This is a genomic window from Corallococcus exiguus (assembly GCF_009909105.1).
In the GTDB taxonomy this organism is placed as follows: Bacteria; Myxococcota; Myxococcia; order Myxococcales; family Myxococcaceae; genus Corallococcus; species Corallococcus exiguus.
Genome location: NZ_JAAAPK010000002.1, coordinates 728,514 through 754,693, shown reverse-complemented (window position 1 = coordinate 754,693; position 26,180 = coordinate 728,514). Strand labels below are relative to the sequence as shown.

General features: G+C 69.6%; 21 protein-coding genes. 13 read left to right on the top strand and 8 right to left on the bottom strand.

What is annotated here, in order from left to right; genetic code table 11:
• The 5 genes from GTZ93_RS09430 to cysD all read right to left on the bottom strand — a co-directional run bounded on the left by GTZ93_RS09430 (nucleotide 1) and on the right by cysD (nucleotide 8,720).
• Nucleotides 1–4,083: a TOMM system kinase/cyclase fusion protein gene (locus GTZ93_RS09430; protein ID WP_261778183.1), complete on the bottom strand. Its 4,083-nt coding sequence runs from the start codon at nucleotides 4,081–4,083 to the stop codon at nucleotides 1–3.
• A gap of 8 nt (nucleotides 4,084–4,091) precedes the next feature.
• Complete coding sequence (locus tag GTZ93_RS09425) at nucleotides 4,092–5,879, bottom strand: ATP-binding protein (protein WP_139918867.1); 1,788 nt, start codon at nucleotides 5,877–5,879, stop codon at nucleotides 4,092–4,094.
• A gap of 99 nt (nucleotides 5,880–5,978) precedes the next feature.
• Nucleotides 5,979–6,539, bottom strand: coding sequence for an adenylyl-sulfate kinase (gene cysC / locus GTZ93_RS09420; RefSeq protein ID WP_120578876.1), 561 nt, complete (start codon nucleotides 6,537–6,539; stop codon nucleotides 5,979–5,981).
• Nucleotides 6,540–6,549: 10 nt separating this feature from the next.
• The gene (locus GTZ93_RS09415) at nucleotides 6,550–7,815 is read right to left on the bottom strand and encodes a sulfate adenylyltransferase subunit 1 (protein WP_120578875.1); all 1,266 of its coding nucleotides are present in this window, start codon (nucleotides 7,813–7,815) and stop codon (nucleotides 6,550–6,552) included.
• Entirely contained in the window at nucleotides 7,815–8,720 is a 906-nt protein-coding gene (cysD, locus tag GTZ93_RS09410; RefSeq protein WP_120578874.1) for a sulfate adenylyltransferase subunit CysD, read from the bottom strand. Before cysD ends, GTZ93_RS09415 begins: the two co-directional genes overlap by 1 nt.
• A gap of 235 nt (nucleotides 8,721–8,955) precedes the next feature.
• On the opposite strand from cysD, the gene GTZ93_RS09405 reads away from it, so the two are divergent.
• Nucleotides 8,956–9,729, top strand: a complete 774-nt coding sequence (locus GTZ93_RS09405) for a thioesterase II family protein (protein WP_121759690.1) — start codon at nucleotides 8,956–8,958, stop codon at nucleotides 9,727–9,729.
• Nucleotides 9,730–9,745: 16 nt separating this feature from the next.
• The gene (locus GTZ93_RS09400; RefSeq protein ID WP_139918868.1) at nucleotides 9,746–10,501 is read left to right on the top strand and encodes a hypothetical protein; all 756 of its coding nucleotides are present in this window, start codon (nucleotides 9,746–9,748) and stop codon (nucleotides 10,499–10,501) included.
• Nucleotides 10,502–10,514: 13 nt separating this feature from the next.
• Here the strand turns inward: GTZ93_RS09400 and GTZ93_RS09395 are convergent, their stop codons facing one another.
• Nucleotides 10,515–11,297 carry a 4'-phosphopantetheinyl transferase family protein gene (locus GTZ93_RS09395; protein WP_139918870.1) on the bottom strand — a complete coding sequence of 261 codons (783 nt, stop codon included), beginning with the start codon at nucleotides 11,295–11,297 and terminating at the stop codon, nucleotides 10,515–10,517.
• 106 nt (nucleotides 11,298–11,403) lie between these two features.
• Between GTZ93_RS09395 and GTZ93_RS09390 the strand changes: the two genes are divergently transcribed.
• The 10 genes from GTZ93_RS09390 to uraH all read left to right on the top strand — a co-directional run bounded on the left by GTZ93_RS09390 (nucleotide 11,404) and on the right by uraH (nucleotide 21,848).
• Nucleotides 11,404–12,591, top strand: coding sequence for a phosphatase domain-containing protein (locus tag GTZ93_RS09390; RefSeq protein ID WP_139918872.1), 1,188 nt, complete (start codon nucleotides 11,404–11,406; stop codon nucleotides 12,589–12,591).
• A gap of 194 nt (nucleotides 12,592–12,785) precedes the next feature.
• Nucleotides 12,786–14,039 (top strand): glycosyltransferase, encoded by a 1,254-nt coding sequence (locus GTZ93_RS09385; protein WP_139918874.1) that lies wholly within the window; start codon nucleotides 12,786–12,788, stop codon nucleotides 14,037–14,039.
• Nucleotides 14,036–15,136 (top strand): coiled-coil domain-containing protein, encoded by a 1,101-nt coding sequence (locus GTZ93_RS09380; RefSeq protein ID WP_139918876.1) that lies wholly within the window; start codon nucleotides 14,036–14,038, stop codon nucleotides 15,134–15,136. Before GTZ93_RS09385 ends, GTZ93_RS09380 begins: the two co-directional genes overlap by 4 nt.
• Before the next feature lie 32 nt (nucleotides 15,137–15,168).
• Nucleotides 15,169–16,296 carry a hypothetical protein gene (locus GTZ93_RS09375; protein ID WP_121754909.1) on the top strand — a complete coding sequence of 376 codons (1,128 nt, stop codon included), beginning with the start codon at nucleotides 15,169–15,171 and terminating at the stop codon, nucleotides 16,294–16,296.
• Complete coding sequence (locus tag GTZ93_RS09370; RefSeq protein WP_257979197.1) at nucleotides 16,293–17,078, top strand: hypothetical protein; 786 nt, start codon at nucleotides 16,293–16,295, stop codon at nucleotides 17,076–17,078. The genes GTZ93_RS09375 and GTZ93_RS09370 overlap by 4 nt, the downstream gene beginning before the upstream one ends.
• Before the next feature lie 87 nt (nucleotides 17,079–17,165).
• Nucleotides 17,166–18,608, top strand: a complete 1,443-nt coding sequence (locus GTZ93_RS09365; protein WP_139918878.1) for an FAD/NAD(P)-binding protein — start codon at nucleotides 17,166–17,168, stop codon at nucleotides 18,606–18,608.
• The gene (allB, locus tag GTZ93_RS09360; protein WP_139918880.1) at nucleotides 18,605–19,951 is read left to right on the top strand and encodes an allantoinase AllB; all 1,347 of its coding nucleotides are present in this window, start codon (nucleotides 18,605–18,607) and stop codon (nucleotides 19,949–19,951) included. Before GTZ93_RS09365 ends, allB begins: the two co-directional genes overlap by 4 nt.
• Nucleotides 19,952–19,978: 27 nt before the next feature.
• Complete coding sequence (gene alc, locus GTZ93_RS09355) at nucleotides 19,979–21,001, top strand: allantoicase (protein ID WP_139918882.1); 1,023 nt, start codon at nucleotides 19,979–19,981, stop codon at nucleotides 20,999–21,001.
• Entirely contained in the window at nucleotides 20,998–21,510 is a 513-nt protein-coding gene (gene uraD / locus GTZ93_RS09350; RefSeq protein WP_139918884.1) for a 2-oxo-4-hydroxy-4-carboxy-5-ureidoimidazoline decarboxylase, read from the top strand. Before alc ends, uraD begins: the two co-directional genes overlap by 4 nt.
• Nucleotides 21,507–21,848 carry a hydroxyisourate hydrolase gene (gene uraH, locus GTZ93_RS09345; protein ID WP_014397447.1) on the top strand — a complete coding sequence of 114 codons (342 nt, stop codon included), beginning with the start codon at nucleotides 21,507–21,509 and terminating at the stop codon, nucleotides 21,846–21,848. Before uraD ends, uraH begins: the two co-directional genes overlap by 4 nt.
• 20 nt (nucleotides 21,849–21,868) lie before the next feature.
• On the opposite strand, the gene GTZ93_RS09340 is transcribed toward uraH, so the two are convergent.
• Nucleotides 21,869–23,500 carry a Rieske 2Fe-2S domain-containing protein gene (locus GTZ93_RS09340; RefSeq protein ID WP_139918886.1) on the bottom strand — a complete coding sequence of 544 codons (1,632 nt, stop codon included), beginning with the start codon at nucleotides 23,498–23,500 and terminating at the stop codon, nucleotides 21,869–21,871.
• A gap of 249 nt (nucleotides 23,501–23,749) precedes the next feature.
• Nucleotides 23,750–24,802, bottom strand: a complete 1,053-nt coding sequence (locus GTZ93_RS09335; protein WP_161662743.1) for a carbohydrate-binding protein — start codon at nucleotides 24,800–24,802, stop codon at nucleotides 23,750–23,752.
• A 392-nt stretch (nucleotides 24,803–25,194) separates the two neighbouring features.
• Between GTZ93_RS09335 and GTZ93_RS09330 the strand changes: the two genes are divergently transcribed.
• A complete protein-coding gene (locus GTZ93_RS09330) occupies nucleotides 25,195–26,160 on the top strand; it encodes a TerC family protein (RefSeq protein WP_371878347.1) in 966 nt (321 codons plus the stop codon).
• Nucleotides 26,161–26,180 lie beyond the last annotated feature (20 nt).

The following is a 26,180-nucleotide window of genomic DNA, read 5'->3' as shown; positions in this document are numbered from 1 at the left end:
TCAGCCTTCTCCTCCCAGCGCATCCAACAGCGCGCGGGCCTCCGAGACGGGCGGGGTTCCCCATCCTTCGGAGAAGGTACTGTAGACCGTTTGCAGGCGTTGCCGGGCTTCTTCCTGTCGCCCGGATGCCTGGAGCACCCGTGCCAGGGCGGTGACGGCCTGCAACTCCCGCATCCGCGCGCCCTGTGCGTGTGCCACCTCCGCCGCCTGCCGGAAGCACGTCTCCGCGGAGAGTGCAGTGTTTCCATCCCGCTGCAGCAGTACGCGCCCCTTGACGTGAAGCATCTTGGACTCGTGGTACGCCTCGCCCAGGGCCTGCGCGCGCTGCCGTCCGCGCTCCACGGAGGCGAGCGCCGCCTCCACGTGGCCCAGCTCCAGCTCCAGCTCCGCGAGCATGGCGTAGTACGCCGGCTGATCCATCTCCGTACCGAACGCCTCGCGAAGCGCGATGCTGCGCCGCATCGCCTCCAGGTCCTTCATGGCCCATGCGCGCAGGATGCCCACGTAGACGGACTGCTCCAGCAGGCCGTAGCGGTGGGACAGCTCCGTGTGCTGGGAGATGAGCTGGAGCGCCTCCGTCCGGTCGCCGTGCTCCTGGGCAATCAACAGCAGGTAGATGAACGACAGGCCGATGCTGGTGCCGTGGTTCAGCTCGCGGCCCCACGCCACCGCGGCCTCGCCGTGCGCCTTCGCCTGGTCCGGGAAGCCCAAGAGCCACTTTCCCCGGCACAGCACGGACTCGCCGCCCACGCGCGTGTCCTGTCCGTAGAGGATGCGGTGCATCCGGTGCGCGACCGGGTCGAAGAGCGCCAGGCACCGGTCCGCCTTCGCCTTCGCCTCGCCCAGGCGGCCTTCCAGCAGCTCGATGTTGGAGAGGATGGTGAGCGCCACCGCCTCCTGGCCCGCGTCTCCGGTGCGCTGCGCGAGCGCGACCAACCGCTCCAACAATCCTCGCACCCGGCGCTGGTCACCTCCCAGGTGGTAGAAGATGGAGAGGACCCACAGCGTCGGTGCCGCGTAGGGGCTCTCTCCCACCGTGAAGAGCAGCTCCAGTGAGCGCTCGGCCACGTTGCGCAGGTCCTGCGAGCGCCAGCCCTGCGTGGACATCAGCGCCGGCGCGAGCACACCGTTGAGGCTCAGCTCCAGCTGCGCGCGCTCCACCGGGTCGTCGATGGCGTCCAGCCACGACAGGCCCAGCCGAGCGAAGAGGATGGCCTCCAGGTAGGCGGAGCGGACCAGCGCGGCGAACGCGGCCTTCTGCGCGTAGATGATGGCCTTGCGCTTCAGGTTCGCGGCGGCCCAGTGGTGCGCGAGCAGATCCGGCCGCGACTCCACCTGTTCCTGGAAGTGCGCCTCCATCGCCTCCGCCGTCTTCGCATGCATCTGCTGGCGGTACCGCTTGAGCATGGAGTCGTAGGCCGCGTCCCGCACCAGCGCGTGCTTGAAGAGGTACACGGGCCCCTTCGGCCGGCGCTTGCGGTGCAGCAGCCCCGAGCCCACCAGCCGATCCAGGTCCGCCTCCAGCGCGTCGGGCGTCAGCGGGCTCACATGGCGCAGCAGCTCATGCGTCAGCTCACGGCCCAGCACGGAGGCGATCTGCGCGGTCTCCTTGGCGCGGCCCAGCCGATCCAGGCGCGCGACGAGCAGATCGCGCAGCGTGCCCGGCACCGCGGGGCCCGCCTTGCTGGCATCCAGCGCGAAGCGGCCCTCGCGCTCCACCAGCGCGCCGGACTCGCGCAGCGTGCGCACCAACTCCTCCACGAACAGCGGGATGCCGTCCGTGCGCGTGGCGATCTCCTCCAACGCCTCCGGCGAGAGCGGGCCTCCCACGGCGGCGGTGGCCAGCCGCTCCACCTCCCCGCGAGCCAGCGCGCCCAACTGCACCTGCGTCACCGCCGACGCGGCCCAGGGTGGCTCCAGCTCTGGCCGCGCGCTGAACACGGCGAGCAGGCGCGACGAGGACACCTCCTCCACCAGCGCCTTGAGCAATTCCAGCGTGGACGGGTCCGCCCAGTGCAGGTCCTCCAGCGCCAGAACCACGGGCTGGCGCTCCGCCATCGCAGCGAGGAACGCGTTGCGCGTGAGCTCCCGGTGCTTCAAGGGCGACACGTCCAGCGGAGCCCAGCGCTCCGGCGGCAGCGGCAGGGACAGCAGCGACGCGAACAGGGGCAGCGTCTCCGGCAGCTCGAAGCTGTAGCCGGACAGCAGCGCCTCCAGGCCCGTCAGCCGGCCCTCCGGCGGCAGGTCGCGGTTCGGGTCCAGCATCCGCGTGAGCAGGTCCACCACGGGGGCATACGCCTGGCCGGAGCTGTCCTCCGTGCAGCGGGACTCCAGCCACGTATGGGGCTCCGCGCCCAGCCGGTCTCCCAGCTCGCGCATGAGGCGAGACTTGCCGATGCCCGGCTCACCGGTGATGAGCACCGCCTGCCCCTGCCCCGAGCGCGCCTGCTCCCAGCGCGACAGCACCAGGTCCAGCTCGCGTGAACGGCCCACCAGCGAGAGCGCGTCGTCGGTGCCGCTCCACGTCGCGTCCGCGCCCTGGAGCACGAACGTCTCCAGGCCCGGAGGCAACAGCTCGTTCGGGGACGCGGGCGCGGGGTCCAACGGGAAGTGCTTACGCACCAGTTGCTGCGTGTCACCCGTGACGAGGATGGCGCCCGAAGGCGCGGACGTGGACAGGCGGAAGGCCAGCTTCGGCGTGGTGCCCACCACGAAGCCCAGGCCGGAGAGCGTGGGATCCCGCTGCTCACGCGACACCACCAGGCCCGTGTGCAGGCCCACGCGGATCTCCACCCGGGTGCCGCGCTCGGCCTCGATGGCACGGCCGCGCCGCTTCACCTCCGCCACCATGTCCAGCGCCGCCTGCGCCGCTCGCCGCGCGTCGTCCTCCCGCGCCGCCGGATAGCCAAAATAGAAGAGGACGATGTCGCCCAACGCGCTGGCGATGTGGCCGTTGTAGCGCCGGGCGATCTCGATGCAGACCTCCTGCTGGGCGCCCAGCACGTGATCCAACTCCTCGATGTCCACCGGCCCCGGCGTCGTCTGCGTGGCGGACAGCGTGCAGCACACCACCGTCAGCTGGCGGCGCTCGCCCTCCGCCCACCGGCGCGAGCGCGTGGACATGGCGTTGGGCGTGCGGCTGGACAGCTCCACCGTCGCCGTTTCGGCGTTGGGCGCCGCGGGCTGGATGCGCACGGGCGAGGGCCGGCGCGGCAGGTTGGACACGTCCACCGCCTCCAACTGGCGCAGCAGCACCTCCGCGGACACGGTGCGCTGGGACGGGTCCTTCGAGGTGACGCGCTGGAGCAGCTTGCCCAGCGGGTGCGCGGCGATGGCCGGCGGAATGGGCACCGGCTCCGAGGAGAGCTGCTGGAAGATGACCTCCGCGACGGTGGCGCCCTCGAAGATGCGGCGGCCGGTGAGGCACTCCAGGAACACCAGTCCCCACGCGTACAGGTCCGAACGCGGCGTGGGCGCCTGCCCGCGAAGCTGCTCCGGCGCCGCGTACGACGGCGTGCCCAGCGATTCATTGGTGGACGTGATGCGCGGCTGCGCTTCCGTGCGCGTCAGTTCGTCCGTCACCGACCCGATGCCGAAGTCCAGCACCAGCGCGTTGCGACGGGCGCCGGTGGGCACGACCATGATGTTCGCGGGCTTCAGGTCGCGGTGCACCACGTTCTGCGCGTGCGCGCACGCCAGCGCATCCAGCAACTGGAGCATCAGGTGGCGCGTCTCCACCGGATCCAACACGCCCTCCTCCGCGAGCACCTGCGCCAGGTTCTTCCCTGGCACGAACTCGAAGATGGAGTAGACGGCGCCGCCCTGCGCGCGGCCTGAATCGATGAGCCGCACGATGTTCGGGTGGTGCATCTGCGCGCACAGCTTCATCTCGCGCTCGAAGCGCGCGCTGCGGCGCTCCACGGACTCTGGCGTCGCGCCGTCCGTCAGGCGCAGGAGCTTCACCGCCACGTTCTGGCCGGTGGTCACCTGGCGGGCCTTGTAGACGCGGCCGAAGCCGCCCTCGCCCAGCTCCGAAAGGAGTTCGTACCGGCCCTGGAAGGCTTCCAACAGCTGGGGATCCATTGGGTTCTTCATCGCGTTCCCGAGCCTCGCTCCATTGATGACCGTCCCCCCCGCATGGGCAGGGTGATGACGAACTCCGTGAACTCACCCGGCACCGACTCCATGCGGAACGTGCCCTGATGGCCCTGCACGATGATGTCATGGCTGAGCGACAGCCCCAGCCCCGTCCCCTGCCCTGGTGGCTTCGTGGTGAAGAAGGGGTCGAAGATTCTTCCCGCACTCTCCACGGGGATGCCCGGCCCGTTGTCGCGCAGCCGGACCTCCACCTGCTCCTGACGCGCGAGGGTGCGAACCTTGAGCACCGGCACGTACGTGGCCCCCTGCGTCTGGCGCTTCTGACGCATGGCGTAGAGCGCGTTGTCCACGACGTTGATGATGACGCGGCTCACGTCCGCGCGACTCAGCTCCAGCCGTCCCACGGCCGGGTCGTACTCGGCTTCCAGGCGGACGGTCAGGGGTTCGCCCCGCATGCCGCCCTGCCCCAGCGCGACGCTCTCCGCGACCAGCGCGTTCAGCTCCACCTGCTCGCGCGGACCGGGCGAGCGGCGCGCGTGCTGGAGCATGTTCTGGATGAGCGCGTCCGCGCGGCGGCCGTGCTCGTTGATCTTCTGCACGTTGGTGCGCAGGCACGCGAGCGCTTCATCCACGTCGCTCGCGGAGCCCACCGTCAGCCGTTCGCGCTGCGGCTCCAGCACGCTGGCCAGGTCCTCCGTGAGGCCCACGGAGAGGCCGGCGAAGTTGCTGATGAAGTTGAGCGGGTTGCGCAGCTCGTGCGCCATGCCGCCCACCAGCGCCGCGAGCGAGGCCAGCTTCGCGTCCATGATGAGCTGCATGCGCTGCACCGTCTCCTGCTCGATGCGGCGGTAGAGCCTCGCGTTCTCCAGCGCGAGCGCCGCCTGCCCCGCGAACGCGACGAGGAACTCCAGGTCGTCCTCGGAGAAGCTCTTGGGCGTGGAGACGTTGTCCACGTAGAGCACGCCCAGCACCTCGTCGCGGGGCTTGAGCGGCACGCACATGGAGGCGCGGATGGAGCTGAAGATGACGGACTCCGCAGCGCCCAGGCGCGGATCATTCACCGCGTCGGAGAAGAGCGCCGCCACGCTCCGGCGCAGCACGAAGTCCACGATGTTCTGGCTGTAGATGGGTCCGCGCACGGCCGTGCCCTCGGCCGTCTTCGTCACGCGCGGCTCCAGCTTCCCCGTGCCCTCGTCCATGAGCAGGATGACGCCCCGCTCCACGTGGAGGATTTGAAACGCCAGGTCCAGCACCCTCCCGGGCAGCGCCTCCAGGTCGTCCGTGACGGACAAGAGCTTCGCCACCTCCTGGAGGATGCGCATCCGCTCGCGGGCGCGCGTGGCCGTGCTGGGGGCCTCCACCGCGGACTTCTCCGAACCGGACACCGCCTTCACCAGCGTCTTCAGCGGCACGCGGGTGAGCGCGCGCGTGAGCTGGGGACGGGGTTCGTCGGGCGCGCCGGACGCCGAGCCGGGCGGGCCCGCGGGTGCGGCCGGTGGTGCTTCGTGGGTGAGCAGGAAGACGAGGTCGCCCAGCGTCAGCGTGTCGCCGGGGCGCAGCTCCTTGCGGCGGATCTGCACGCCGTTGACGAACGTGCCGTTCTTGCTCTGCAGGTCGGTGACGAAGAAGCGCCCGTCGGAGGACTCGATGCGGGCGTGCTGGCGCGACAGGCTGCGGTGGGGAATGCAGATGCCCTGGTCGTCCGCGCGGCCAATGGTGATGGGCACGTCCCCCAATGGGTAGGACAGCTCATCCGGTTGCCCAGGGTTGTAGACGAGCATCGGCACGGCCTTCAGACCCCCTCCAGGGTCGCAAGCCTAGCCGAAAAGGACGCGCGCGAACCGCCCCGGCGGATTCAGCCGGGGCGGCGGGCCCTTGCCTTAAGCGGCGCTCGCGGCCGGAGCCAGGAGCCCCCGGTCGCGCAGCGTGTCGAGGATGCGCTCCAGCCCCGCATCCACCGTCTCCGCGTCGGAGCGGACGGTGATTTCCGGGGACTCGGGCGGCTCGTACGGGTCCGACACGCCGGTGAAGTGCGGAATCTCCCCGGCCAGGGCCTTCTTGTAGAGCCCCTTCACGTCGCGGGCGATGAGCGCGTCCAGGCTGGCCTGGACGTAGCACTCCAGGAACGGGATGCCGGCCTGGGTGGCCAGGGCGCGCACCTCGTCCCGGGAGTTCTTGTACGGCGAGATGGCGGCGGTGATGACGCCCACTTCGTGCTTCGCCAGCACGCGCGCCACGTAGCCGATGCGCCGGACGTTCTCCTCGCGGTCCGCGCGGCTGAAGCCCAGGCCGCGGGAGAGGTACGTGCGCACCTCGTCCCCGTCGAGCAGCTCCACGCGCTGCACGGGCGACAGCTGCCGTGCCACCGCGGCGGACAGCGTGCTCTTGCCCGCGCCGGACATGCCAGTGAACCAGAGGATGAAGCCCGGACGCTGTTGCATCGCCACTCCCCTACCTGTCCACCGCGGGACCGTTGATCATCCCCGCGCCCACGGTGGCGTTGGTGCCCTCGTCCACGAGGATGAAGCTGCCGGTGCTGCGGTTGCGCCGGTACTCGTCGAAGAAGAGCGGCACCGTCGTGCGCAGCGTCACCCGGCCCACCTCGTTGAGCTTCAAGCCGGGGCTCTGGTCGTCGCGATGCAGCGTGTTGACGTCCAGCCGGTAGTGCAGCTGCTTCACCATGGCGCGCGCCATGCGGGTGGTGTGCTTGATGGCCAGACGCGAGCCGCTGTTGAGCTGCGTCGAGTCCGACAGCCAGCACACCATCGCGTCGATGTCCTGGCTCGCGGTGGGCGGGTTGCCCGGGCGGCACAGCATGTCGCCGCGGCTGATGTCCAGCTCCTCCTCCAGCGACACGTTCACCGACATGGGCGGGAACGCCTCCGTCAGCGGCTTGCCGGCCAGCTCCAGCGCCTTGATGCGCGTGGTGAAGCCGGACGGCATCACCATCACCTCGTCGCCCGGGCGCATCACGCCGCCCAGCAGCTGCCCGGAGTACGCGCGGTAGTCGTGGAACTTCTTCGCGGACGCGGGCCGGATGACGCCCTGCACGGGGAAGCGCAGGTGGATGAGGTCCCGGTCGGACGCGATGTGCACGTTCTCCAGGTGGTGCAGGAGCGTGGGGCCCTGGTACCAGGACATCTTCTCCGAGCGCGTCACCACGTTGTCCCCGCCCAGCGCGGAGATGGGGATGAACGACAGGTCGGACACGTCCAGCTTCATGGAGAACTGGCGGAACTCCTCCCGGATGCGGTCGAAGACGCCCTGGTCGTAGTCCACCAGGTCCATCTTGTTCACGCACAGCACCAGGTGCGGCACGCGCAGCAGCGACGCGATGAACGCGTGGCGCCGCGTCTGCTCCAGCACGCCCTTGCGCGCGTCCACCAGGATGAGCGCCAGGTCCGCCGTGGACGCGCCCGTCACCATGTTGCGCGTGTACTGCAGGTGTCCGGGCGTGTCCGCGATGATGAACTTGCGCTTCGCCGTGGAGAAGTAGCGGTACGCCACGTCGATGGTGATGCCCTGCTCGCGCTCGGCCTTCAGGCCGTCCAGGAGCAGCGCCAGGTTGACGTACTCGTCGCCCCGGGCCTGGCTCGTGCGCTCCACCGCGGCGAGCTGGTCCTCGAGGATGGACTTCGTGTCGTACAACAGCCGCCCGATGAGGGTGCTCTTGCCGTCATCCACGGAGCCTGCGGTCGCGAATCTCAGCAGTTCCACTAGAAGTATCCCTCGCGCTTGCGGTCTTCCATCGCCGTCTCAGAGAACTTGTCGTCCGCGCGGCTGGCGCCACGCTCCGTCACGCGGGAGGCCGTCACCTCATCGATGACCTGCGCCACCGTGGACGCGGTGGACGGCACGCACGCGGTGCACGTCATGTCGCCCACGGTGCGGAAGCGCACCGTCTCCGTCGTCACCGTCTCGCCGGGAATCATGGACATGAAGGGCGACCAGGCCATCAGCATGCCGTCCCGGCGGAACACCTCGCGCCGGTGCGTGTAGTAGATGGACGGCAGCGCCACGTTCTCCCGGCCGATGTACTGCCAGATGTCCAGCTCGGTCCAGTTGGACAGGGGGAACACGCGCAGGTGCTCACCGCGGCGGTGGCGGCCGTTGTAGAGCGACCACAGCTCCGGCCGCTGGTTCTTCGGGTCCCACTGGCCGAACTCGTCGCGGAAGGAATACACGCGCTCCTTCGCGCGGGCCTTCTCCTCGTCGCGCCGGGCGCCGCCGAAGACGGCGTTGAAGCCGTTCTTCTCGATGGCCTCCAGCAGCGGCTGCGTCTGCAGGCGGTTGCGGGATGCGCGAGGACCCTTCTCCTCCGTCAGCTTCCCCGCGTCGATGGCCTCCTGCACGGACGCGACGATGAGCCGCGCGCCCAGTTCCGCCACCCGTTCATCGCGATACTGGATGACCTCCGGGAAGTTGTGCCCCGTGTCCACGTGCATCAGCGGAAACGGCAGCGGTGCGGGCCAGAAGGCCTTGACCGCCAGGTGCAACATCACCGCGGAGTCCTTCCCACCGGAGAAGAGCAGCACCGGCCGGTCCAGCTCCGCCGCGACTTCCCGGATGATGAAGATGGACTCGGCTTCCAGCGCCTCAAGATGTGAAAGCTCGTAGCTCACGGTCAGGCAAGCTACCACAACCCTTCCCACGCCCAACCGTGGCCGTGAAGGTTTCCGCTTCCGCGAGTGTGAGACACGCCGGATGCGACATGCCGGAGGGGGCGATGAAACATGGCCGGAGGACCTGCTGGGATGGATGTTTCACGGCCCCACTCCCGGTGCGTGCCCGGGGCCCCCACGCGGTGTGCGGGAGGCGGTTTCCGTGAGGGGGGCGCATGGTATAGACGGCCGCGCCATGGCAAGCGCAACCCCTCCCGTCCTCGACCGTTGGTTCCCGTCCCGCAAGCCGCTCCCGGAGCCGCGCCTGCGCCTGTTCTGCCTGCCGTTCGCCGGCGGGAGCGCGGCCATCTACCAGTCCTGGGGCATGGCGCTGCCCACGGGCGTGGAGCTGTGCGCGGTGCAGCTGCCCGGGCGCGAGCGGCGCCTGATGGAGCCCGCGCTCAAGTCCATGCCGGAGCTGATGGACGTGCTGATGCCGGCGCTGACGCCGCTGATGGACCGGCCCTTCGCGCTGTTCGGCTACAGCATGGGGGCGCGCATCGGCCTGGAGGTGGCCCGGACGCTGAAGCGCCAGGGTGGTCCGAAGCCGCTGGGCTTCATCGCCGCGGCGGCGCCCCCGCCGTCGCACAACGACCGGGAGCCCATCCACACGCTGGATGATGCGGGGTTCATCGCGAAGCTGCGCGAGTACGACGGCACGCCGGAGGAGGTCCTCCAGCACAAGGAGCTGCTGGAGCTCATCCTCCCCACGCTGCGAGCGGACTTCGCGCTGGCCTGGTCGGAGAACGGCAAGGACACGGCCCCGCTGGACATCCCGCTGTCCGTGTACGCGGGCAAGGGGGACAAGCACGTGGGCCTGGACGTGATGGAGCACTGGCGCGCGGAGTCCACCGCCGACGTGCGCCTCCGCCACTTCGAGGGAGGCCACTTCTTCATCCGCACGCACGGACCGCCGGTGCTGGCCGCCGTGCGCGAGGACCTGACGCGCTGGATGACGGCCACGACCTGAGGCGATAGTCCCACCCATGGCCCAGCACCGAATCCACGCGGGGACGGACATCGCCTGCGTGGGAGTCTGGGACGCCGGACTCCCCTTGGCGAAGCGTGCCATCGAGGGAAAGGCGCTCAAGGAGAGCGCCGCGCGCGGCGAGGTGCTCGTCATCGACACCAGCGCGGACGGCCGCTACCTCCTCCAGATCCACGTCGATGAGCCGTTCGTCCCGTCGCCCGGGCAACGGTTCGACACGGTCGGGAACGAGCTGGGACTCCACCTCGGATCGGGAACCGCGATGGCTGGTGGGTGCGAGGACTTTCGCAGTCCGCGCCCACAGATCACGTCCGCCGGGGACCGGTTCCATGTCGAGCCCTCCTGGTATCGCGTCCGCGTCCACCTCAACCAGACGGAGGGCTCCGACGAGGAGGAGCAGCGCGCTCACGAGGAGGCCGCGCGGGCCCTCACCTCCGAAGAGCTGGCGAGGTACCTCCGCCTGGGGAAGGCGCTCCGCACGGGCTGGCTCGTCGCCGTGGTGGCGGTGGCCGCCGTCCTGGCCGCCGTGGTCTCCCAGGCCGCGCTCACCCTGGGCGTGCTCGGTGCATTGGTAGCCGCTGCGGCGGGTTGGAGCATCCTGCGCCTCAAGCGGGGCAGCTACGACGCGCTCCACCTGCGCTACCAGCGCGCTCTCAAAGCGGCCTACCCGCCGGACATCGTCCTGGAGCTGCACCGCGCGACAGGCCCCATTCCGGGGGGCTTCGTGGAGTTGGACGGCCCGCCCGCCGCCTGACGTCAGCGACCCGCTAGGCCGTCTTGATGATTGGGGCCATGTCCCCGGCCAGCGGCACGGTGTGCTGCCAGCGCACCGTGAGCGCCCCACTCCGGGGCCTGCGGAAGGCCAACGCCGCCTGGTGCCGGGCGGACGGCTTGTGCTGCATGAACTGCCACACGTCCGGCAGGTCGTTCATCCGCGGGTCGAAGCTGATGCCGGGCATCTGTCCCGGCACCAGGTCGAAGCCGAACTGATCCAACGGCAGGGACAGGCCCGCGCCGCGCGCCTTGATGTAGGCCTCCTTCAGGGTCCAGTACTCGAAGAAGCGCTCACGCTGGCGCTCCTTGGGAAGCGAGCGCAGGGCCTGCACCTCCGTCTTCGCGAAGTAGTGGTCGGCGATCTCCACCGTCTCGCCGGGCCGCTCCGCGTCTTCGATGTCCGCGCCCAGGTCCACGTCCCGGCCCACCGCGACCAGGGCCATGCCGTCCGTGTGGCTCAGGTTGAAGCGCAGCCACTGGCCCTCGGGACCCACGATGGCGGGACGGCCGTACTCGTTGGGGACGAAGCGCCAGGCCTCCGGCGCGACGGGCGCGTAGCGCGACAGGGTCAGCCGCACCAGCGCGTGGGACACCAGGTACTGCCGCTGGTGCCGCTCGAAGTGGAAGCGCCGCTGCCGCTCGCGCTCGCCTGTGTCCAACAGGGCCTTGTAGGCCTCCAGGAGGCGCGGGTCGTCGATGCGCTCGGGTTCGACGATCCACACGTGGACCTCGTCGGGGCGCAGGTCGAGGGGCATGGAAGAGAGGGGCACCGTCATGTCGTGCAGGCAATCAGGAACCGTCGCGCCTGTCACGGGGGCTGGTCCGGCCGCTCAGCGGGCGCGTAGGCTTCACGGCCCTACGCTGAGGGGGGGAGAGACACTCATGGACCTGACCACCGCGACGACGAAGCTCCAGGCGCTGCGCCGGGACATGACGGGCCACACGGACCGGAACGACGAGCGCCGCATCCTGGACCTGCTGGAGGGCGCCACCAGCGAGGAGCTGAACTTCCTCCTGTCCAACGTGGACCTGGTGCGCCTGCTGTCGGACCTGGATGACCGGCTGGTGGGCCCGGACAACCACACGGCGCTCCTGGACCTGCTGTGCACGCGCCGCGCGGCGGAGCTGTCCCTGCCGGTGCGCGCGTCGCTGGCCACCGCGCTCCAGAAGGGCGCCACGCCCGCGCAGGCGGAAGCGCGGCTGCGCGACCTGTTCCTGGGACTGAAGGGCCGCGAGCTGACCGGGTTCAAGAACCTGCTGGAGGCGGGCGGCGAGTACCACGACCTGCACAAGCTGGTGTTCGACGACGTGGACGACATGGTGGTGCGCACCGAACTGCTCGCCCACTTCCAGCGCGAGGCGCAGGCCTTTCCCAGCGGCGAGAACAAGGTCCTGAGCGACATCGATGACACGTTCTTCGCCAACTGGGTGGACCAGCGCTACCCGCCGAAGACGGTGTACCCGGGCGTGCTCGCGTTCTACCAGGAGCTGGACCGGGGGCCGGGCATCATCCCGGGCCGCGCGGGCGACCTCGTCTTCGTGAGTGCGCGCCCGCAGGATCCGCTGGGCCTCATCGAGAACGCGACGCTGGACTCGCTGAGCAAGCGCGGCGTGCCGCTGGCGGTGATGCTCTCTGGCAGCTTCTTCTACCTCGTGGGCAACACGCGCATCGCGCAGAAGAAGTTCGAGAACTTCGAACAGTACGCGCGCCTCTTCCCCGAGTACGGCTTCGTCTTCGTGGGCGACAGCGGCCAGGGCGACGTGGAGTTCGGCGCACGCATGCGCGAGTCCCTGCCCCAGGCGGTGCGCGCCGTGTTCATCCACGACGTGGTGGCGACGCCGCAGGAGAAGCGGGACGCCTGGCGCGCGAAGCACGTCTTCTTCTTCGACACGTACGTGGGCGCTGCGGTGGACGCGTTCCACGCGGGCGTCATCTCCCGCGACGGCGTGGACCGCATCGCCGCCGCCGCGACCGAATCAATGGCGGCCATCGCCTTCCCCTCCCCGGCCCTGCGTCAGGCGCGGGAGGCGGAGCTGGAGCGCGACCTGGCCCTGTTGCGGACGTTCTGAGCCCGCGCTGAAGGCTCGCGCCGCACGGTTTCCATCACCGGGCAGCCCACCGGTCCCGGACAGTTGGCGGGACGTACGAGGCACCCCAACCTTCCGGGCGCTTCACAGGGGTGAAGCGGCCGTCTGGGGACGGAAGGAAGGGCTCCGGGAGGTTCCCGGGGCCCTTCCGGGGCGTGAGGGGGCGCGCGGGACCGATGGAACTGTTTCCCATCCATTTGCTGTTCATCGTCGTCTTGATGAACCGCTACATCCTCGGCCCCTTCCTGCGGCGGCTGAAGGGGCGACGGTTCGAACGGGTGGACGACTCCTACCGTCCGAAGGTCGCCATCGTCGTTCCGCTGTTCAACGAAGGCCAGGGCATCTTCCACACCGTCCGGGCCCTGCTGGACCAGGACTATCCCAGCGAGCTCACCGAGATCATCGTCGTGGATGACTGCTCGCGCGACGACAGCGTCGCGTGGGCCACCAAGGCCGCGGAGGGCCACCCCAACGTCCGGGTGATGCGCAACCCGGAGAACATGGGCAAGCGCAAGGGCATCAACCGGGGCGTCCGCGCCGCGGAGGACGCGGAGATCATCGTCTCCGTGGACTCCGACGTGGTGGTGGAGAAGAGCGCCGTGCGCCAGCTCATCCGCCGCTTCGTGCACCCGAATGTCGCCGCGGTGGGCGGGCGCACCTTCGTCATCAACCGTCACCAGAACTGGCTGACGCGGATGATCGAAATCAAGTTCCACTTCGCCCAGAAGTGGCTGAAGGACCTGGAGCGCTCGTTCCGACAGGTGATGTGCCTGTCCGGTTGTCTGACGGCGTATCGCCGTTCCGTGCTGCTGGAGCTGGAGCCCATCCTGGAGGCGCGCGCCATCGCGGGCATCCCCATCAAGTACGGCGAGGACCGCTTCCTCACGCGGCAGATCGTCAAGCACGACTACGAGACGGTCTACACGCTGGACGCGTACTGCTTCACCGCCGCGCCCTCCACGCTCGCGGGCTACTTCAGTCAGCAGCTGCGCTGGCGGCGCTCCAACCTGGTGGACCTCATCTGCGGCCTGTCGCACGCGTGGCGGCTGCACCCGGTCATCACCGTGCACTACGTATCGCAGCTGGCGCTGCTGCTGGCGTACCCGGTGGTCATCGTCCACAACCTGCTCAACGGCGAGTTCTGGGACATCCTCTCGTTCCACTTCCTGGTGATTGGCCTGTTGGGCTTCATCTACCGGATGGAGACGCGCTACCTGCCGGAGGACCGGCGCGTGCATCCCGCGAGCTTCCTGCCCATGGCGCTGCTCATGCCGGTGACGTACGCGCTCTTCACGCCGCTGGCGCTGCTGACGCTCGACTCCGGGAGTTGGGAGACGCGCGGCAGTCCCACGACGGCGCCGGCGCCCTCCCCCGTTCCCGCCCCCGCGAAGCTCACGTCCAACTCCGCAGGCGAAGGAACCCCGTCATGAACCAGCAGGTCGCCAACCGGCTCAACTCCATCGCGGTGTCCGCCTACAAGTTCATGGGCTCGGTGCTGCTGGCGCTGATCCTCCTGGGCCTGATGTCGTTCCTCGTGGTGCAGGGCTTCTTCCTGGCGAGCACCAGCTGGGCGGCGCCCACCATCCTTTCGCCCACTGATCCCAACGTGCTGGCGCTCAACGCGCAGGCGGCACAGCAGGAGTCGGAGCGGGACGGGTTGATGGCCCGGCGGCGAGAGGCGTCGGACCGGCTCCTGGAGGCCGAGCGGACCGTGGCCGCGGAGCGGTCCTTCCAGCAGCGCTTCGTGGTGGCGCTCAAGGGGGAGAAGCGCTCCCGCGACCGGCTGGCGCGGCGGCTGTCCGCGCTGCGCCAGGAGTACCTGCGCACGGGCGAGGAGATCGCCGAGTCCAACCGCGCGTTCAGCGGCCTGTCCCGCACGCGGACGAACGCGCTCTACGGCGCGAAGCTGATGGAGCGGGAGGACGTGCTCACCGCCAACCACCACCTGGCGCAGATGGCGCAGAGCAACCTGTCCCTGGCGCAGGAGACGGTGGACCTGGACATGCGCCTGGACACGCTCCGGCGCGAGAGTGAGGGGCTCACCGCCGCGGAGAACGGCCTGGGCCGCGACACCGCCGCCGAGGGCCTGACGACGGACACGTTGCTGCTGGAGCGTGAGTACACCCAGTCGGTGCTGGCGCTGGCCCGCGCGGACGCGCAGCGCAAGAGCCTGGAGGCGGACGTGCGCGCGCTGGACGACCGCATCCGCCGCTTCGACCACCTGCTCCAGGTGGTGCATGGCTCGCCGTACCTGAAGGCGGTGGAGCAGAACCTCAACGTGGCCTTCGTGCCCTACGAGAACCTGCCCAACGCCCGAGCCGGCACCCCGCTCTACACCTGCGCGCTCAAGATCTTCTGGTGCCGCGAGGTGGGCATGGTGGGACCCGTGCTGGAGGGCGAGATCTCCCAGCAGCACCCCATCCGCCAGTACCACTTGCGAGGCGTGATGGTGGAACTCCAGCTTCGGGATGCCCCGAGCGCACGCGAGCCGCTGCTTCACCTGGGCCATCCCCCGTTGATGCTGTGAACCCCGTCGTGAAATCGGAAAGGAAGCGGAGGATGCGGACGAGCCTCGCGAGGGGAGCCCTGCTGGGGCTCGGGTTGTGGGCGGGCGTGGCGCCGGCGGAAGAAGCGGGGACGGTGCGGGCCCAGGGAGACCTCGCGAAGGGCTATTGCGAACGCGTGCGCGGCACCGCGAAGGCGGAGGCCGTGCTGGAGCTGGCGCCGGAGGTGTTCGCCAGTGTGGGCGCGGTGAACGCGGGCGACGCCACGGGCGGCTCGGACGACTTTCCCCTGGGCTCTCCCAAGCTGCGCGTCACCGCGGGGCTGGGCTACGACTTCGTGGGCCTCTACCGGGGCCACACGCTGCGCTCGCGCGCGGAGGCCGAGTGTCGTCGCTACCAGGCGCTCGCCGCGCTCCAGAGCGCCGTGGATCAGGGTTCGCGGCTGGGAGAAGCGGCGGCGCTGGACGCTCGCTCCCGAGCACTGGCCACCTCCCTGCCCCGCGCGGAGGAGCTGGTGGCCCATCTGCGCGACGACCTGCGCGACGGCGGCGCGACGCTGGAGGAGCTCAACGCGGTGCAGGTGCGGTTGGATCATCTGCGCTCGCTCGCGCGCGACACCGCCCAGGCTCGCGAGCGGCTGGCGCTCGAACCCGCGGTACCGGAGGGGCAGACCCTGGGCGCGCTGATCAGCGCCTTCGAGGCCGCGGATGATCAAGTCGAGGTCCTGTCCGGCGGCCTGCGCACGGCGGGCGCGTGGCGCCTGAGCGTGCGCGGCGGCTACGACGAGGTCTTCGACGTGGACCAGAGCACGCCCCTCTTCGGTCAGCTGACGCTGGGCTACAACCTGGGCCAGCTGTGGCAGGGCCGGGCCAACGCCCAGGCCCGCGAGGGCCGCCGCCTGGAGTCGCGCGACGCGGTGGATGGAGCGCCCCGGCGGGTGCGCCAGCTCCTGGGCGAATTGCGCATCACCGAGCGCAGTGAACAGCAACGGCTGGGCGAGGTGTCCGCGCTGGTGTCCGACCTGCAGGGCCAGCTGCGCGAGGTGGAGCAACTGCAGACGCGGCAGGTGCGCCGCTTCCGGGACTACCTGCTGCTGGAGCTGGCGCGGCTGCAGGCGGAGCAGGCCTATCTGGGCGCGCATCTGAAGACCCTCCGCACGCTTCTAGGGGAAACGGGCCCATGAGCGACGCAAGGCAACGGCGGTGGGTGGCGCTCGGGACGTCGGGCGTGTTGATGCTGTGGGCGGGCGCACTGCTCCTGAGCCACGGCGCCTGCAACAGCGCGAGGAAGCCCATGGAATCCCCCGCATCCTCCAGCACGCGCGCGCTGCGCACCGACCCTCCTGCCACGAAGAACGGACTGGCCCCCGTCACGCGGGGGCAGCTGCACGTCACCGAAGGCCAGGTCGAGAACCTCCAGGAGGAAGAGGAACAGGAAGGGACGCAGTTCGCCATCGAGGGGCCGCGCCAGCGCGCGGTCGTTCCGGAAACGACGGGGGACGAGGCGGAGCTGCGCTTCACGTGGTTGGGCGCCACCAGCGAGGTTGTACCGCTGGCGTCGGGCCAGCAGCGCGAACAGGTGGGCCTCAAGCTGCGCGCGCGGGACGGCTGCAACGTCATCTACGCCATGTGGCGCATCGCGCCCTCCGCGGGCATCGTGGTCCAGTTCAAGTCCAACCCGGACGACCACGAGAGCCGCGAGTGCGGCAACGCGGGCTACACCACCGTGCGGCCGCGCTTCATGGAGCCGTTGGATCGGCTGTCCCCCGGTGAGTCCCACGTGCTGCGCGCCCGCATCGACGCGAACGTGCTGACCGTGTACGCGGACGGTGTGCGCGTCTGGGAGGGATTGCTGCCCGCCGACGCGCTCGGCCTGGAAGGCCCCGCCGGCATGCGCACGGACAACGCGCGCGTGCGCTTCGAGCTGCTCGTGCCCCAGGCGGCCGGCCCCACCTCGCACCTCTGAGGCGGTCGTCCGGAACCCGCCCGTCGGGGCGAATGCCAGGGGGGCCCCCTTGCATGGAGAATCCGGGCATGGGTTGCTTGAGGCACGATGCCCGACCGCGACCCGCTGGCCTCGACGTATCGTCCACCGCAGGGACTGGAGGCGTTGGAAGACGCCCTCCGCCGCGACCTGGACATCCTGTCGTACCCCGCCCGCGGCTGGGTGCCGCCGCGCTCCACGCCGGACGGACGTCCCATCCTGGACGTGCTCATCGTGGGCGGAGGCCAGAGCGGGCTGGGCACGGCGTTCGGACTGATGCGCGAGCGCGTGACGAACGTGCTCGTGCTGGACGACGGCAGGGACGGCTTCCACGGGCCCTGGAAGACATTCGCGCGGATGATCACCCTGCGCACGCCCAAGTACCTCACTGGTGCGGACTACAACATCCCCAACCTCTCCTTCCGCGCCTGGTACGAAGCGCAGCACGGCGCGGAGGGCTTCCAGCAGGTGGCCCTCATCCCGAAGGAGCTGTGGGCGGACTACCTCCTCTGGTACCGGCGCGTGCTGGGCATCCCGGTGAGGTGCGGCACCAAGGCGGGCGCGCTGCACTGGCGCAAGGACCTGGACTGCTTCGAGGTCCCCGCCGCGCACAACGGTGAGACGGAGTTCCTCTTCGCGCGAAAGGTGGTGCTGGCCACCGGCATCGACGGCTCCGGCCGCTGGGAGGCGCCGCCAGAGGTGCAGCCGCTGCCGCGCGCGCTGTGGGCGCACACGCATGACCCCATCGACTTCGCCGCGCTGAAGGGCAAGCGCGTGGGCGTGCTGGGCGCGGGGGCCTCCGCGTTCGACAACGCCTCCGTGGCGCTGGAGATGGGCGTGGGCCAGGTGGACCTGTTCTACCGCCGCAAGAAGCTGCCCAACGTGAACCCCTACCGCTGGGCGGAGTTCGCGGGCTTCCTGCGCCACCACGGCGACCTGCCGGACGCGCAGCGCTGGCGCTTCATCCGGCAGATCATCGACATGGGCCAACTGCCGCCGCGCGACACCTTCGAGCGCGCCCGCCGCCACCCGCACTTCCACCTGCACGCGGAGAGTCCCTGGGTGGAGGTGAAGGCGCAGGACGGCATGGCCGTGGTGCGCACGCCGCACGCGACGCACGCGTTCGACTTCCTCATCATCGCGTCCGGCTTCACCACGGACCTGTCACTGCGGCCGGAGCTGGCGGAGCTGCACCCGCACATCGCGCTGTGGAAGGACCGCTTCACGCCGCCGGAGAACGAACGGAACGCGGACCTGCTGCGCCACCCGTACCTGGGCCCCTCCTTCGAGTTCCAGGAGAAGCAGCCCGGCACCGCGCCATGGCTGGGCGGCGTGTTCAACTACACCTTCGGGTGCCTGCTCTCGTTGGGCTTCGGCGGCGCCAGCATCTCCGGCATGAAGTACAGCCTGCCCCGCCTGGTGGGCGGCATCACGAAACAGCTCTACCTGGATGACAGCGAGCGCCACTTCCGCGCGCTCGCGGACTACGCGACGACGGAGTTCGAGACGTGAGTGCATCTGTAACCGTGTTTCGCAGCGAGCGCGTGGTGACGCCCGAGGGCACGCGCGCCGCGGCGGTGGTGGTGCGCGACGGGCGCATCGAAGGCATCCACGCGACGGTGGACGTGCCGAAGGACGCGCAGGTGGTGGACCTGGGCCGGGACGCGCTGTTGCCCGGCATCGTGGACAGCCACGCGCACATCAACGAGCCCGGCCGCACGGACTGGGAGGGCTTCGCCACGGCGACAGCGGCGGCGGCGGCGGGCGGCATCACCACCGTGGTGGACATGCCGCTCAACTCCATCCCCGCGACCACGTCCCTGGCCGCGCTGCGCACCAAGGCGGAGGCCGCGTCCGGCCAGTGCGCCATCGACTACGGCCTGTGGGGCGGCGTCATCCCCGGCAACGCCCACGAGCTCCAGGCGATGGTCGAAGCGGGCGCGCCGGGCTTCAAGTGCTTCCTCGTGCACTCGGGCGTGGATGAGTTTCCCGCCGCCACGCGCGAGGTGCTGGACGCGGCCATGCCCATCCTCGCGAAGGCGGGCGTGCCGCTGCTGGTCCACGCGGAACTGACGGACCATGAACCGCCCTTCGCGGGCGACGTGCGCGCGTATGCCAGCTACCTCGCGTCCCGTCCGGCCGCGTGGGAGGTGGACGCCATCCGGATGACGATCGACCTGTGCCGCAAGCACCGCGGCCCCGTGCACATCGTCCACCTGTCCGCGGCGGACGCGCTGGACGACATCGCGAAGGCGAAGGCGGAAGGGCTGCCCTTCACGGTGGAGACGTGCCCGCACTACCTCACCTTCACGGCGGAGGAGATTGAAGCCGGCGCCACCCACTTCAAGTGCGCCCCGCCCATCCGCGAGGCGGCCAACCGCGAGCGGCTGTGGGACGCGGTGAAGAGCGGCCTCATCGACCTGGTGGTGTCGGACCACTCGCCCTGCACGCCCGCGCTCAAGAAGCTGGAGGCCGGAGACTTCTCCGGCGCGTGGGGCGGCATCGCCGGCTTGCAGCTCAGCGTGTCCGCGGTGTGGACGGGCATGCGCGCGCGCGGCCTGGGCCTGGACGCGCTGGTGGAGCGCATGGCGCACCGCACCGCGAAGCTGGCTGGATTGTCGGGGAGCAAAGGAGCCATCCAGCCCGGGCTGGACGCGGACTTCGTCGTCTTCGCCCCGGAGGCGCGCTTCAAGGTGGCGCCCGAGGACATCCGCCACCGGCACCGGCTGACGCCCTACGCCGGACGCGAGCTGGAAGGCCGGGTGATGAGGACATACCTGCGCGGCCAGCGTATCTTCGACGCCACCGAGGGACTGACGGGCCCGCGCATCGGCCAATGGCTGCCGCGCGGCTAGCCCCGACGGTCCGGGAGAGGAATGCCGATGCAAGCCGAAGCACCCGGGGCGATGCACGTCGCCTTCGCTGACTTGATTGATCTCGCCGCACGCAAGGTGGGCGGCAAGGCCCTGCTGGCCAACGACGAGTTCTTCGCGCCCAAGGAGTCGATGTTGGAGGCCGGGCGCGGCGTCTTCATCGCGGACAAGTTCACGGAGCGCGGCAAGTGGATGGACGGCTGGGAGACGCGCCGCAAGCGCGTGCCCGGCTATGACTGGTGCATCGTGAAGCTGGGCCTGCCCGGCGCCATCCACGGCATCGACGTGGACACCAACCACTTCCTCGGCAACTTCCCCGAGTACGCCTCGCTGGAGGCGTGCGAGGTGGACGGAGATCCGTCGCCGGAGTCGCTGGCGGAGGACGTGTCGCGCTGGACGGAGCTGGTCCCCAAGCAGCGCCTGCGCGGCGGTTCTCGCAACCTCTTCGCGGTGGCGAACGAGCGGCGCTTCACGCACGTGCGCCTCAACATCTACCCGGACGGCGGCGTCGCGCGCCTGCGCGTGCACGGGCAGGTGCTGCCGGACTGGCACGCCCTCAAGAAGGCCGGGCTGGTGGACCTGGCGGCGGCGGCCAACGGCGGCTCCATCGTCACGTGCAACGATCAGTTCTTCGGCACGAAGGACAACCTCATCTTTCCGGGCCGCGCGGCGAACATGGGCGAGGGCTGGGAGACGCGCCGCAAGCGCGTGCCGGGCTTCGACTGGATCGTCGTGAAGCTGGCCACGGCGGGCACGCTGCGCCGCGCGGAGGTGGACACCCACTACTTCAAGGGCAACTTCCCGGACCGCTGCTCGCTGGAGGGCATCCACCTGGAGGAGCCGCTGCTGGACTTCGCCAACGCGACGCACCTCCAGTGGAAGGAGCTGTTGCCCCAGTCGAAGCTCCAGGCGGACCACTGCCACGTCTTCGAGAAGGAGCTGAAGGACGTGGGCCCCATCACCCACGTGCGCCTCAACATCTTCCCGGACGGCGGCGTCAGCCGGCTGCGCCTCTTCGGGGAGCCGGCGTGACGACGCCGCTGGAGCGCCTGAACACCGCCACGACGGAGGAGGCCACCGAGGCCTTCACCCGCTGCTGCGGCAGCACGAAGTGGGTCCAGCGGATGCTGGCCGTCCGCCCATTCCGCGACGCGGAGCACGTGTACGCGGAGGCCGTGGACGCCTGGGCGCGCACGGGGCCGGAGGACTGGAGGGAGGCCTTCACGCACCACCCGCGCATCGGCGACGTGTCGAAGCTGCGGGAGAAGTTCGCCTCCACCGCGCAGTGGTCGTCACAGGAGCAGAAGGGCGTGGCCGGCGCGGATGAAGGCGTCCTGCAGGCACTGTCCCAGGGCAACCGGGACTACGAGTCCCGCTACGGCTTCATCTTCCTCGTCTGCGCCACGGGCAAGAGCGCCGCGGAGATGCTGGACCTGCTCCAGGACCGCATGCACCACACCCCGGACGAAGAGCTGAAGATCGCGGCCGGGGAGCAAGCGAAGATCACCCGCATCCGACTGGAGAAGCTCCTCGCGTCATGAGCACCCTCAGCACGCATGTCCTGGACACGAGCACGGGCCGTCCCGCGGAGGGGCTCTCCCTCACGTTGGAGGCCCGCTCGGGCGAAGACTTCCGGGAGCTGTCCCGGGGCGTCACCAACGCGGATGGACGGGTGAAGGACCTGTCGGGCGCGAACACGAAGCTTCAGCCCGGCGTGTACCGCCTCACCTTCGACACCGGGGCCTGGTTCCAGGCCCGGGGGCAGCGGGGCTTCTACCCGTATGTGCAGGTCGTGTTCGAGGTCACCGCGACCGACGAGCACTACCACGTCCCGCTGCTCCTGAGCCCCTTCGGCTTCTCCACCTATCGGGGAAGCTGAAGGCCGGGGTAGCTGAAGCGTCAGACGCGCGGCGGTTCGACGGGCGCCTTGTCCACGGCGGGCGCCTTGTCGCCGCCGCGCTCCACCTTCTCCGGCTTGTCCGCGACGGGCTCCGCGCAGAGCGAGGAGTTGTTGGACTTGCACGCGCCGCCGTTCTGCAGGTCGAACTGCCAGCGGTGACGCGGGCACACCACGTAGCGGCCCTCCTCCACCCAGCCTTCCGCCAGGTCCGCGCCCTGGTGCGGGCAGAAGCGCTGGATGGTGAAGCGCTTGCCGCCGGCCTCCACCACGGTGCGCTCCTTCTGGGCCTCCGTGGCGCGGATGCCGTCGCAGAACTCGCGGATGTCCTCCACCTCCACGCCCAGGAAGCCGTGCAGCACGGGCTCGTAGACGTCCGGGTTGCGGGACAGCCGCAGGCGGAAGGACAAGAGGAAGTCCTCCCAGTTCAGCTTCCGGTCCAACACGCGCACGATGTCGCTCGCGCTCACCTTCATCGCGTAGCGGCTCTTGTCGCGCATCTCCGTCACTTCATCCACGCGGCGGCCCTTGAAGTCCACGCGCAGCAGCCGCGTGGGCGCCTCCGTCAGCTCCACGTAGAACGGCATGCCCACGCGGTCGTGCAGATCCAACAGGTCCAGCTTGCGCTGCAGCTCCACGCGCAGGCGGGCGTGGATTTCATCCACCTCCTCGCGCATCAGGTTGCGGCGGCGCTCGCGGAAGACGTAGGCCATGTCCTTCGCGTACGTGTGGAGGTACTCCTGGAAGTTCTCCGTCGTCACGCGCTCCGGCACCTGCGACACGAACTCCAGCGAGCCCGCGTCCAGCACGTCCCCAGGCATGGGCTCCAGATAGCGCGTGGGCAGCGTGGGCATGCGCTTCTCCAGGTAGGAGAAGAGCACGGGCGCGCGCGGGAAGATGTTCACGTCCTGGAAGTTCAGGTTGAAGAGCGCCGGATCCAGGAAGGCCGCCGGGCCCGCCGCCGCGATGTACGCGCGGGGCTGCACCACTTCCAACGCGCGCGCCACCGCCTCGAACTTGCTGTCGCGCTTCTTCAGGCTGATGGCCGAGTACGTCTCCTGCGGGTACTCGTAGCAGGTGGGGTGCCAGATGGCGCCGGAGAACTGGGCGGAGAAGACGTCGATGGGCCCCTCCTCCGCGATGACGCGCACCAGGCGGTCGTGCATCTTGCAGTCGTTGATGTTGAGGAAGCACTGCCCGTCGCCGCGCACCATCACGCTGGAGTCGCGGTTGGTGCCCTGCTCCGACACGAAGAGCTTGATGTAGCCGCCCTTGATGGGAATCTCGCGCGAGTCCTCGCACGCGATGACGCGCTTGCAGCCGTACTTCTCGAAGATGTCCCGCAGCTCCGAGCGGCGGAACTTGGGCACCAGCACGGTGAAGTCCCGCTTCGCGATGGTCGCCAGGAACTCCGGGTCGAAGTGATCCTTGTGCTCGTGGCTGATGTAGAGGAAGCGCTCCTTGCCCGGCGTCTCCAGCAGCTCCTTCACGCGCGGCGCCAGGTGGTGGTTGCGCGGCAGCTGCATCCACGCGGAGTCGAAGGCCCCCTGGGGCGTCAGCCACGGATCCATGACGACGAGCGCTCCAGCGGTCTCCACCGCGAAGCCCGCATGACCCAGGAAGGTGATCCGCATGAACGTCGTCCCTCGTGTGGAGGGCCCGGCCGGGAGGACCGCGCCCTGGAGTGGCTGTGTGCGCGCGGCCCACGGCCCCGGCGTCAGCTAGGCTGCGAAGCTAGGGCGTCTCTTTCCAGCGGCACCCCGGCGCGCCGCTCCTGTCGGAAAGCCCACGCCCGCCACGTCAGGCGGCGAACAAAAAAAGAGGGAGGCCCTCGCGAGGCCCCCCTCTCCTGCTGCCTTCAGGACGTGCGGCGTGCGGCCTGGCTAGGGCTGGATTTCCCGGACGCTCATCCACTTGAAGTCCACGTCCGTGGCGTTGTCCCAGCGGAACGTGGCGATGGGGCCGCCCCAGGTAATCGGCATGGCGCCCACTGAGCCGCCGCAGTGCTGGGCATCCCTGCCCCAGCCGCCGTCATCGGTCATGTCGTAGACCTTGGTCCAGGTGACCTTGTCGGCGTTGTCGTTGAGGTATAGCTCCAGCTTCACCGCTTCCGCGCCGTTCGCCCCCGGCACGTTGTGCATCACGGCCTTGAAGCCCACCCAGCGGCCCTTCAGCGCGGAGGTGGCCGGCTTGTACGGCGCCTGGTCGTAGGACACGTGCCAGGTCTCCTTCTCCCAGCGCACGCGGCCGTCGTAGTGCAGACCGCCCTTGTAGCTGCTGCCCTCGCAGCCGGAGCTGTTGTCGTTGTGCTTTCCGCCGCGCGCGTACCAGGCGAAGTTGTCCTGGGTGTTGTTCACCGCGTTGACCTTCACGAAGCCGGTCATCTCGATGTTCTTCCAGTCGTTGGCCGCCTGCATGTAGCCGCGGCTCGCCAGCACGTCGCGGTCATACGTGGCGATCTGCTTCGCGTCGTAGCCCGAGGCCGGGTAGGCGCTCATGCGGACCTTCGTGCTCTTCATCTTCCAGGAGCCGTCCGCGTTGCGAGTGATGGTCCCCTGCGGATCGAAGCGCTTGTCCGCGGTGGCATCCTCCGCGAGCGCCCAGGACTCACCGCCCGGCAGTGAGGGGTACAGCATCGTCACGCCGAAGCCGTCCACGCCCGACGGAGCAGGAGCCGGCGTGTCCTCCGGCGGTGCGGTGGGCGTGGGCGTCGTGGGGTCCTGCGGGGCCTCCGTCTCCGAGGGGACGGGCTCCGGAGTGCCCTCCGGCTCGGGGACCGGAAGGGGCGTGGCGGGGACGCCAGGGGCGGGGCTGGGCGCGGGGGGGCCCACCTCGCCGGTCGGGGTCGTCGTGTCACCTTCGGGGCTCGCGCCACAGCCAAAGGCATGGAGCGCCACCAGCAGCGCGCTGGACGTGAAGACAAATCGGTTCCGCATCGGGCAGGGGGTTTCCGTGCTCGGGGGCCCTCGAGACGGGCAGCGGCCGCGACGCCTTCGCCGGCGGCCCCGTCACCCACGCTCCAAGCCTCCGGGCTCACATGCCACGGGAGGTTCGGGCGCTCGGCTGGTCTCAATGGCCCGGTGAAAGCGTTCTCCAGCCGGGGTCATTGAAAACCGCGACGGAAATGAACACTTCCCCTGGCGACAAGGGCCTCAAGAGCCCCCGGCGGGACGCCTGCTCCGGATGACACCTCCGTTTTCCCGAAGTATCGCGTCCGGATTCTCTATTTGCCGAAGAGTGCCGACGCTCCTATTTGAGAGGGGTTGGCTCCCCGTGCCTTCCCCAGGTGAACTCGTTGGAATCCTTCCAAACCATCGGCAGCCCCCTCATGTGGGGTGGCTTCATCGCGTTTGTTTTCGCGATGCTCGCGCTGGACCTCGGTGTGTTCCACCGCAAGGCGCACACGGTGAGCTTCAAGGAGGCCGGGGCCTGGAGCGCGGTGTGGGTGAGCCTGTCGCTGGCGTTCAACGCCTTCCTGTGGTGGCGCTACGGCGCCGGGCCGGGCATGGAGTTCCTCACCGGCTACCTCATCGAGAAGTCGCTCTCCGTCGACAACATCTTCGTCTTCGTCGTCATCTTCTCCACGATGAAGGTCCCGGCCCTCTACCAGCACCGGGTCCTCTTCTGGGGCATCCTGAGCGCGCTGGTGCTGCGCGCGGCGATGATCTTCGCGGGCGTGGCGATGCTGGAGCGCTTCCACTGGCTCATCTACGTCTTCGGCGCCTTCCTCATCATCACGGGCGTGAAGCTCTTCATCCAGCGCAACCATGAAGAGCACCCGGAGGACGGCTGGCTGATGCGCACCGCCCGCCGCGTCATCCCCTCCACGCCGCACTTCCACGGGCAGCACTTCGTCACGGTGGAGAACGGCCGCAAGCTGGCGACGCCGCTGCTCATGGCGCTGATGCTGGTGGAGGCGTCCGACGTGCTCTTCGCGCTGGACTCCATCCCCGCCATCTTCGCGGTGACGCGCGACCCGTTCATCGTCTTCACGTCCAACATCTTCGCCATCCTGGGCCTGCGCTCGCTCTTCTTCCTGATGGCCGGCGCGATGGAGAAGTTCACCTACCTGAAGGTCGGCCTGTCCGGCGTGCTCGTCTTCGTGGGCGCGAAGATGGCGCTGGTGGACGTGGTGCACCTGTCCCCGGCCGTCTCCCTGGGCGTCATCGCGCTGGTGCTGGGCGGAAGCATCGTGGCCTCGCTGGTGAAGGCCAAGAACACGCCGCCGCACGCGCCCAACGCTGAGGCGTCTTCGGATGTGAGCCGCGACGCGGCGGCCACCGCGAAGAGCTGACGCTCCCGCGGAACCAACAT

Excerpts from the sequence above, each read along its gene's own strand:
- GTZ93_RS09395 (WP_139918870.1), bottom strand. The coding sequence starts at position 11,297 with ATGACGGTGCCCCTCTCTTCCATGCCCCTCGACCTGCGCCCCGACGAG.
- GTZ93_RS09370 (WP_257979197.1), top strand. The coding sequence starts at position 16,293 with ATGAGCGACGCAAGGCAACGGCGGTGGGTGGCGCTCGGGACGTCGGGC.
- GTZ93_RS09425 (WP_139918867.1), bottom strand. The coding sequence starts at position 5,879 with ATGCTCGTCTACAACCCTGGGCAACCGGATGAGCTGTCCTACCCATTG.
- GTZ93_RS09400 (WP_139918868.1), top strand. The coding sequence starts at position 9,746 with ATGGCCCAGCACCGAATCCACGCGGGGACGGACATCGCCTGCGTGGGA.
- GTZ93_RS09380 (WP_139918876.1), top strand. The coding sequence starts at position 14,036 with ATGAACCAGCAGGTCGCCAACCGGCTCAACTCCATCGCGGTGTCCGCC.
- GTZ93_RS09330 (WP_371878347.1), top strand. The coding sequence starts at position 25,195 with ATGTGGGGTGGCTTCATCGCGTTTGTTTTCGCGATGCTCGCGCTGGAC.
- GTZ93_RS09340 (WP_139918886.1), bottom strand. The coding sequence starts at position 23,500 with ATGCGGATCACCTTCCTGGGTCATGCGGGCTTCGCGGTGGAGACCGCT.
- GTZ93_RS09385 (WP_139918874.1), top strand. The coding sequence starts at position 12,786 with ATGGAACTGTTTCCCATCCATTTGCTGTTCATCGTCGTCTTGATGAAC.
- GTZ93_RS09405 (WP_121759690.1), top strand. The coding sequence starts at position 8,956 with ATGGCAAGCGCAACCCCTCCCGTCCTCGACCGTTGGTTCCCGTCCCGC.
- cysC (WP_120578876.1), bottom strand. The coding sequence starts at position 6,539 with ATGCAACAGCGTCCGGGCTTCATCCTCTGGTTCACTGGCATGTCCGGC.
- GTZ93_RS09365 (WP_139918878.1), top strand. The coding sequence starts at position 17,166 with ATGCCCGACCGCGACCCGCTGGCCTCGACGTATCGTCCACCGCAGGGA.
- GTZ93_RS09430 (WP_261778183.1), bottom strand. The coding sequence starts at position 4,083 with ATGGATCCCCAGCTGTTGGAAGCCTTCCAGGGCCGGTACGAACTCCTT.
- GTZ93_RS09335 (WP_161662743.1), bottom strand. The coding sequence starts at position 24,802 with ATGCGGAACCGATTTGTCTTCACGTCCAGCGCGCTGCTGGTGGCGCTC.
- uraH (WP_014397447.1), top strand. The coding sequence starts at position 21,507 with ATGAGCACCCTCAGCACGCATGTCCTGGACACGAGCACGGGCCGTCCC.
- alc (WP_139918882.1), top strand. The coding sequence starts at position 19,979 with ATGCAAGCCGAAGCACCCGGGGCGATGCACGTCGCCTTCGCTGACTTG.
- GTZ93_RS09390 (WP_139918872.1), top strand. The coding sequence starts at position 11,404 with ATGGACCTGACCACCGCGACGACGAAGCTCCAGGCGCTGCGCCGGGAC.
- GTZ93_RS09375 (WP_121754909.1), top strand. The coding sequence starts at position 15,169 with ATGCGGACGAGCCTCGCGAGGGGAGCCCTGCTGGGGCTCGGGTTGTGG.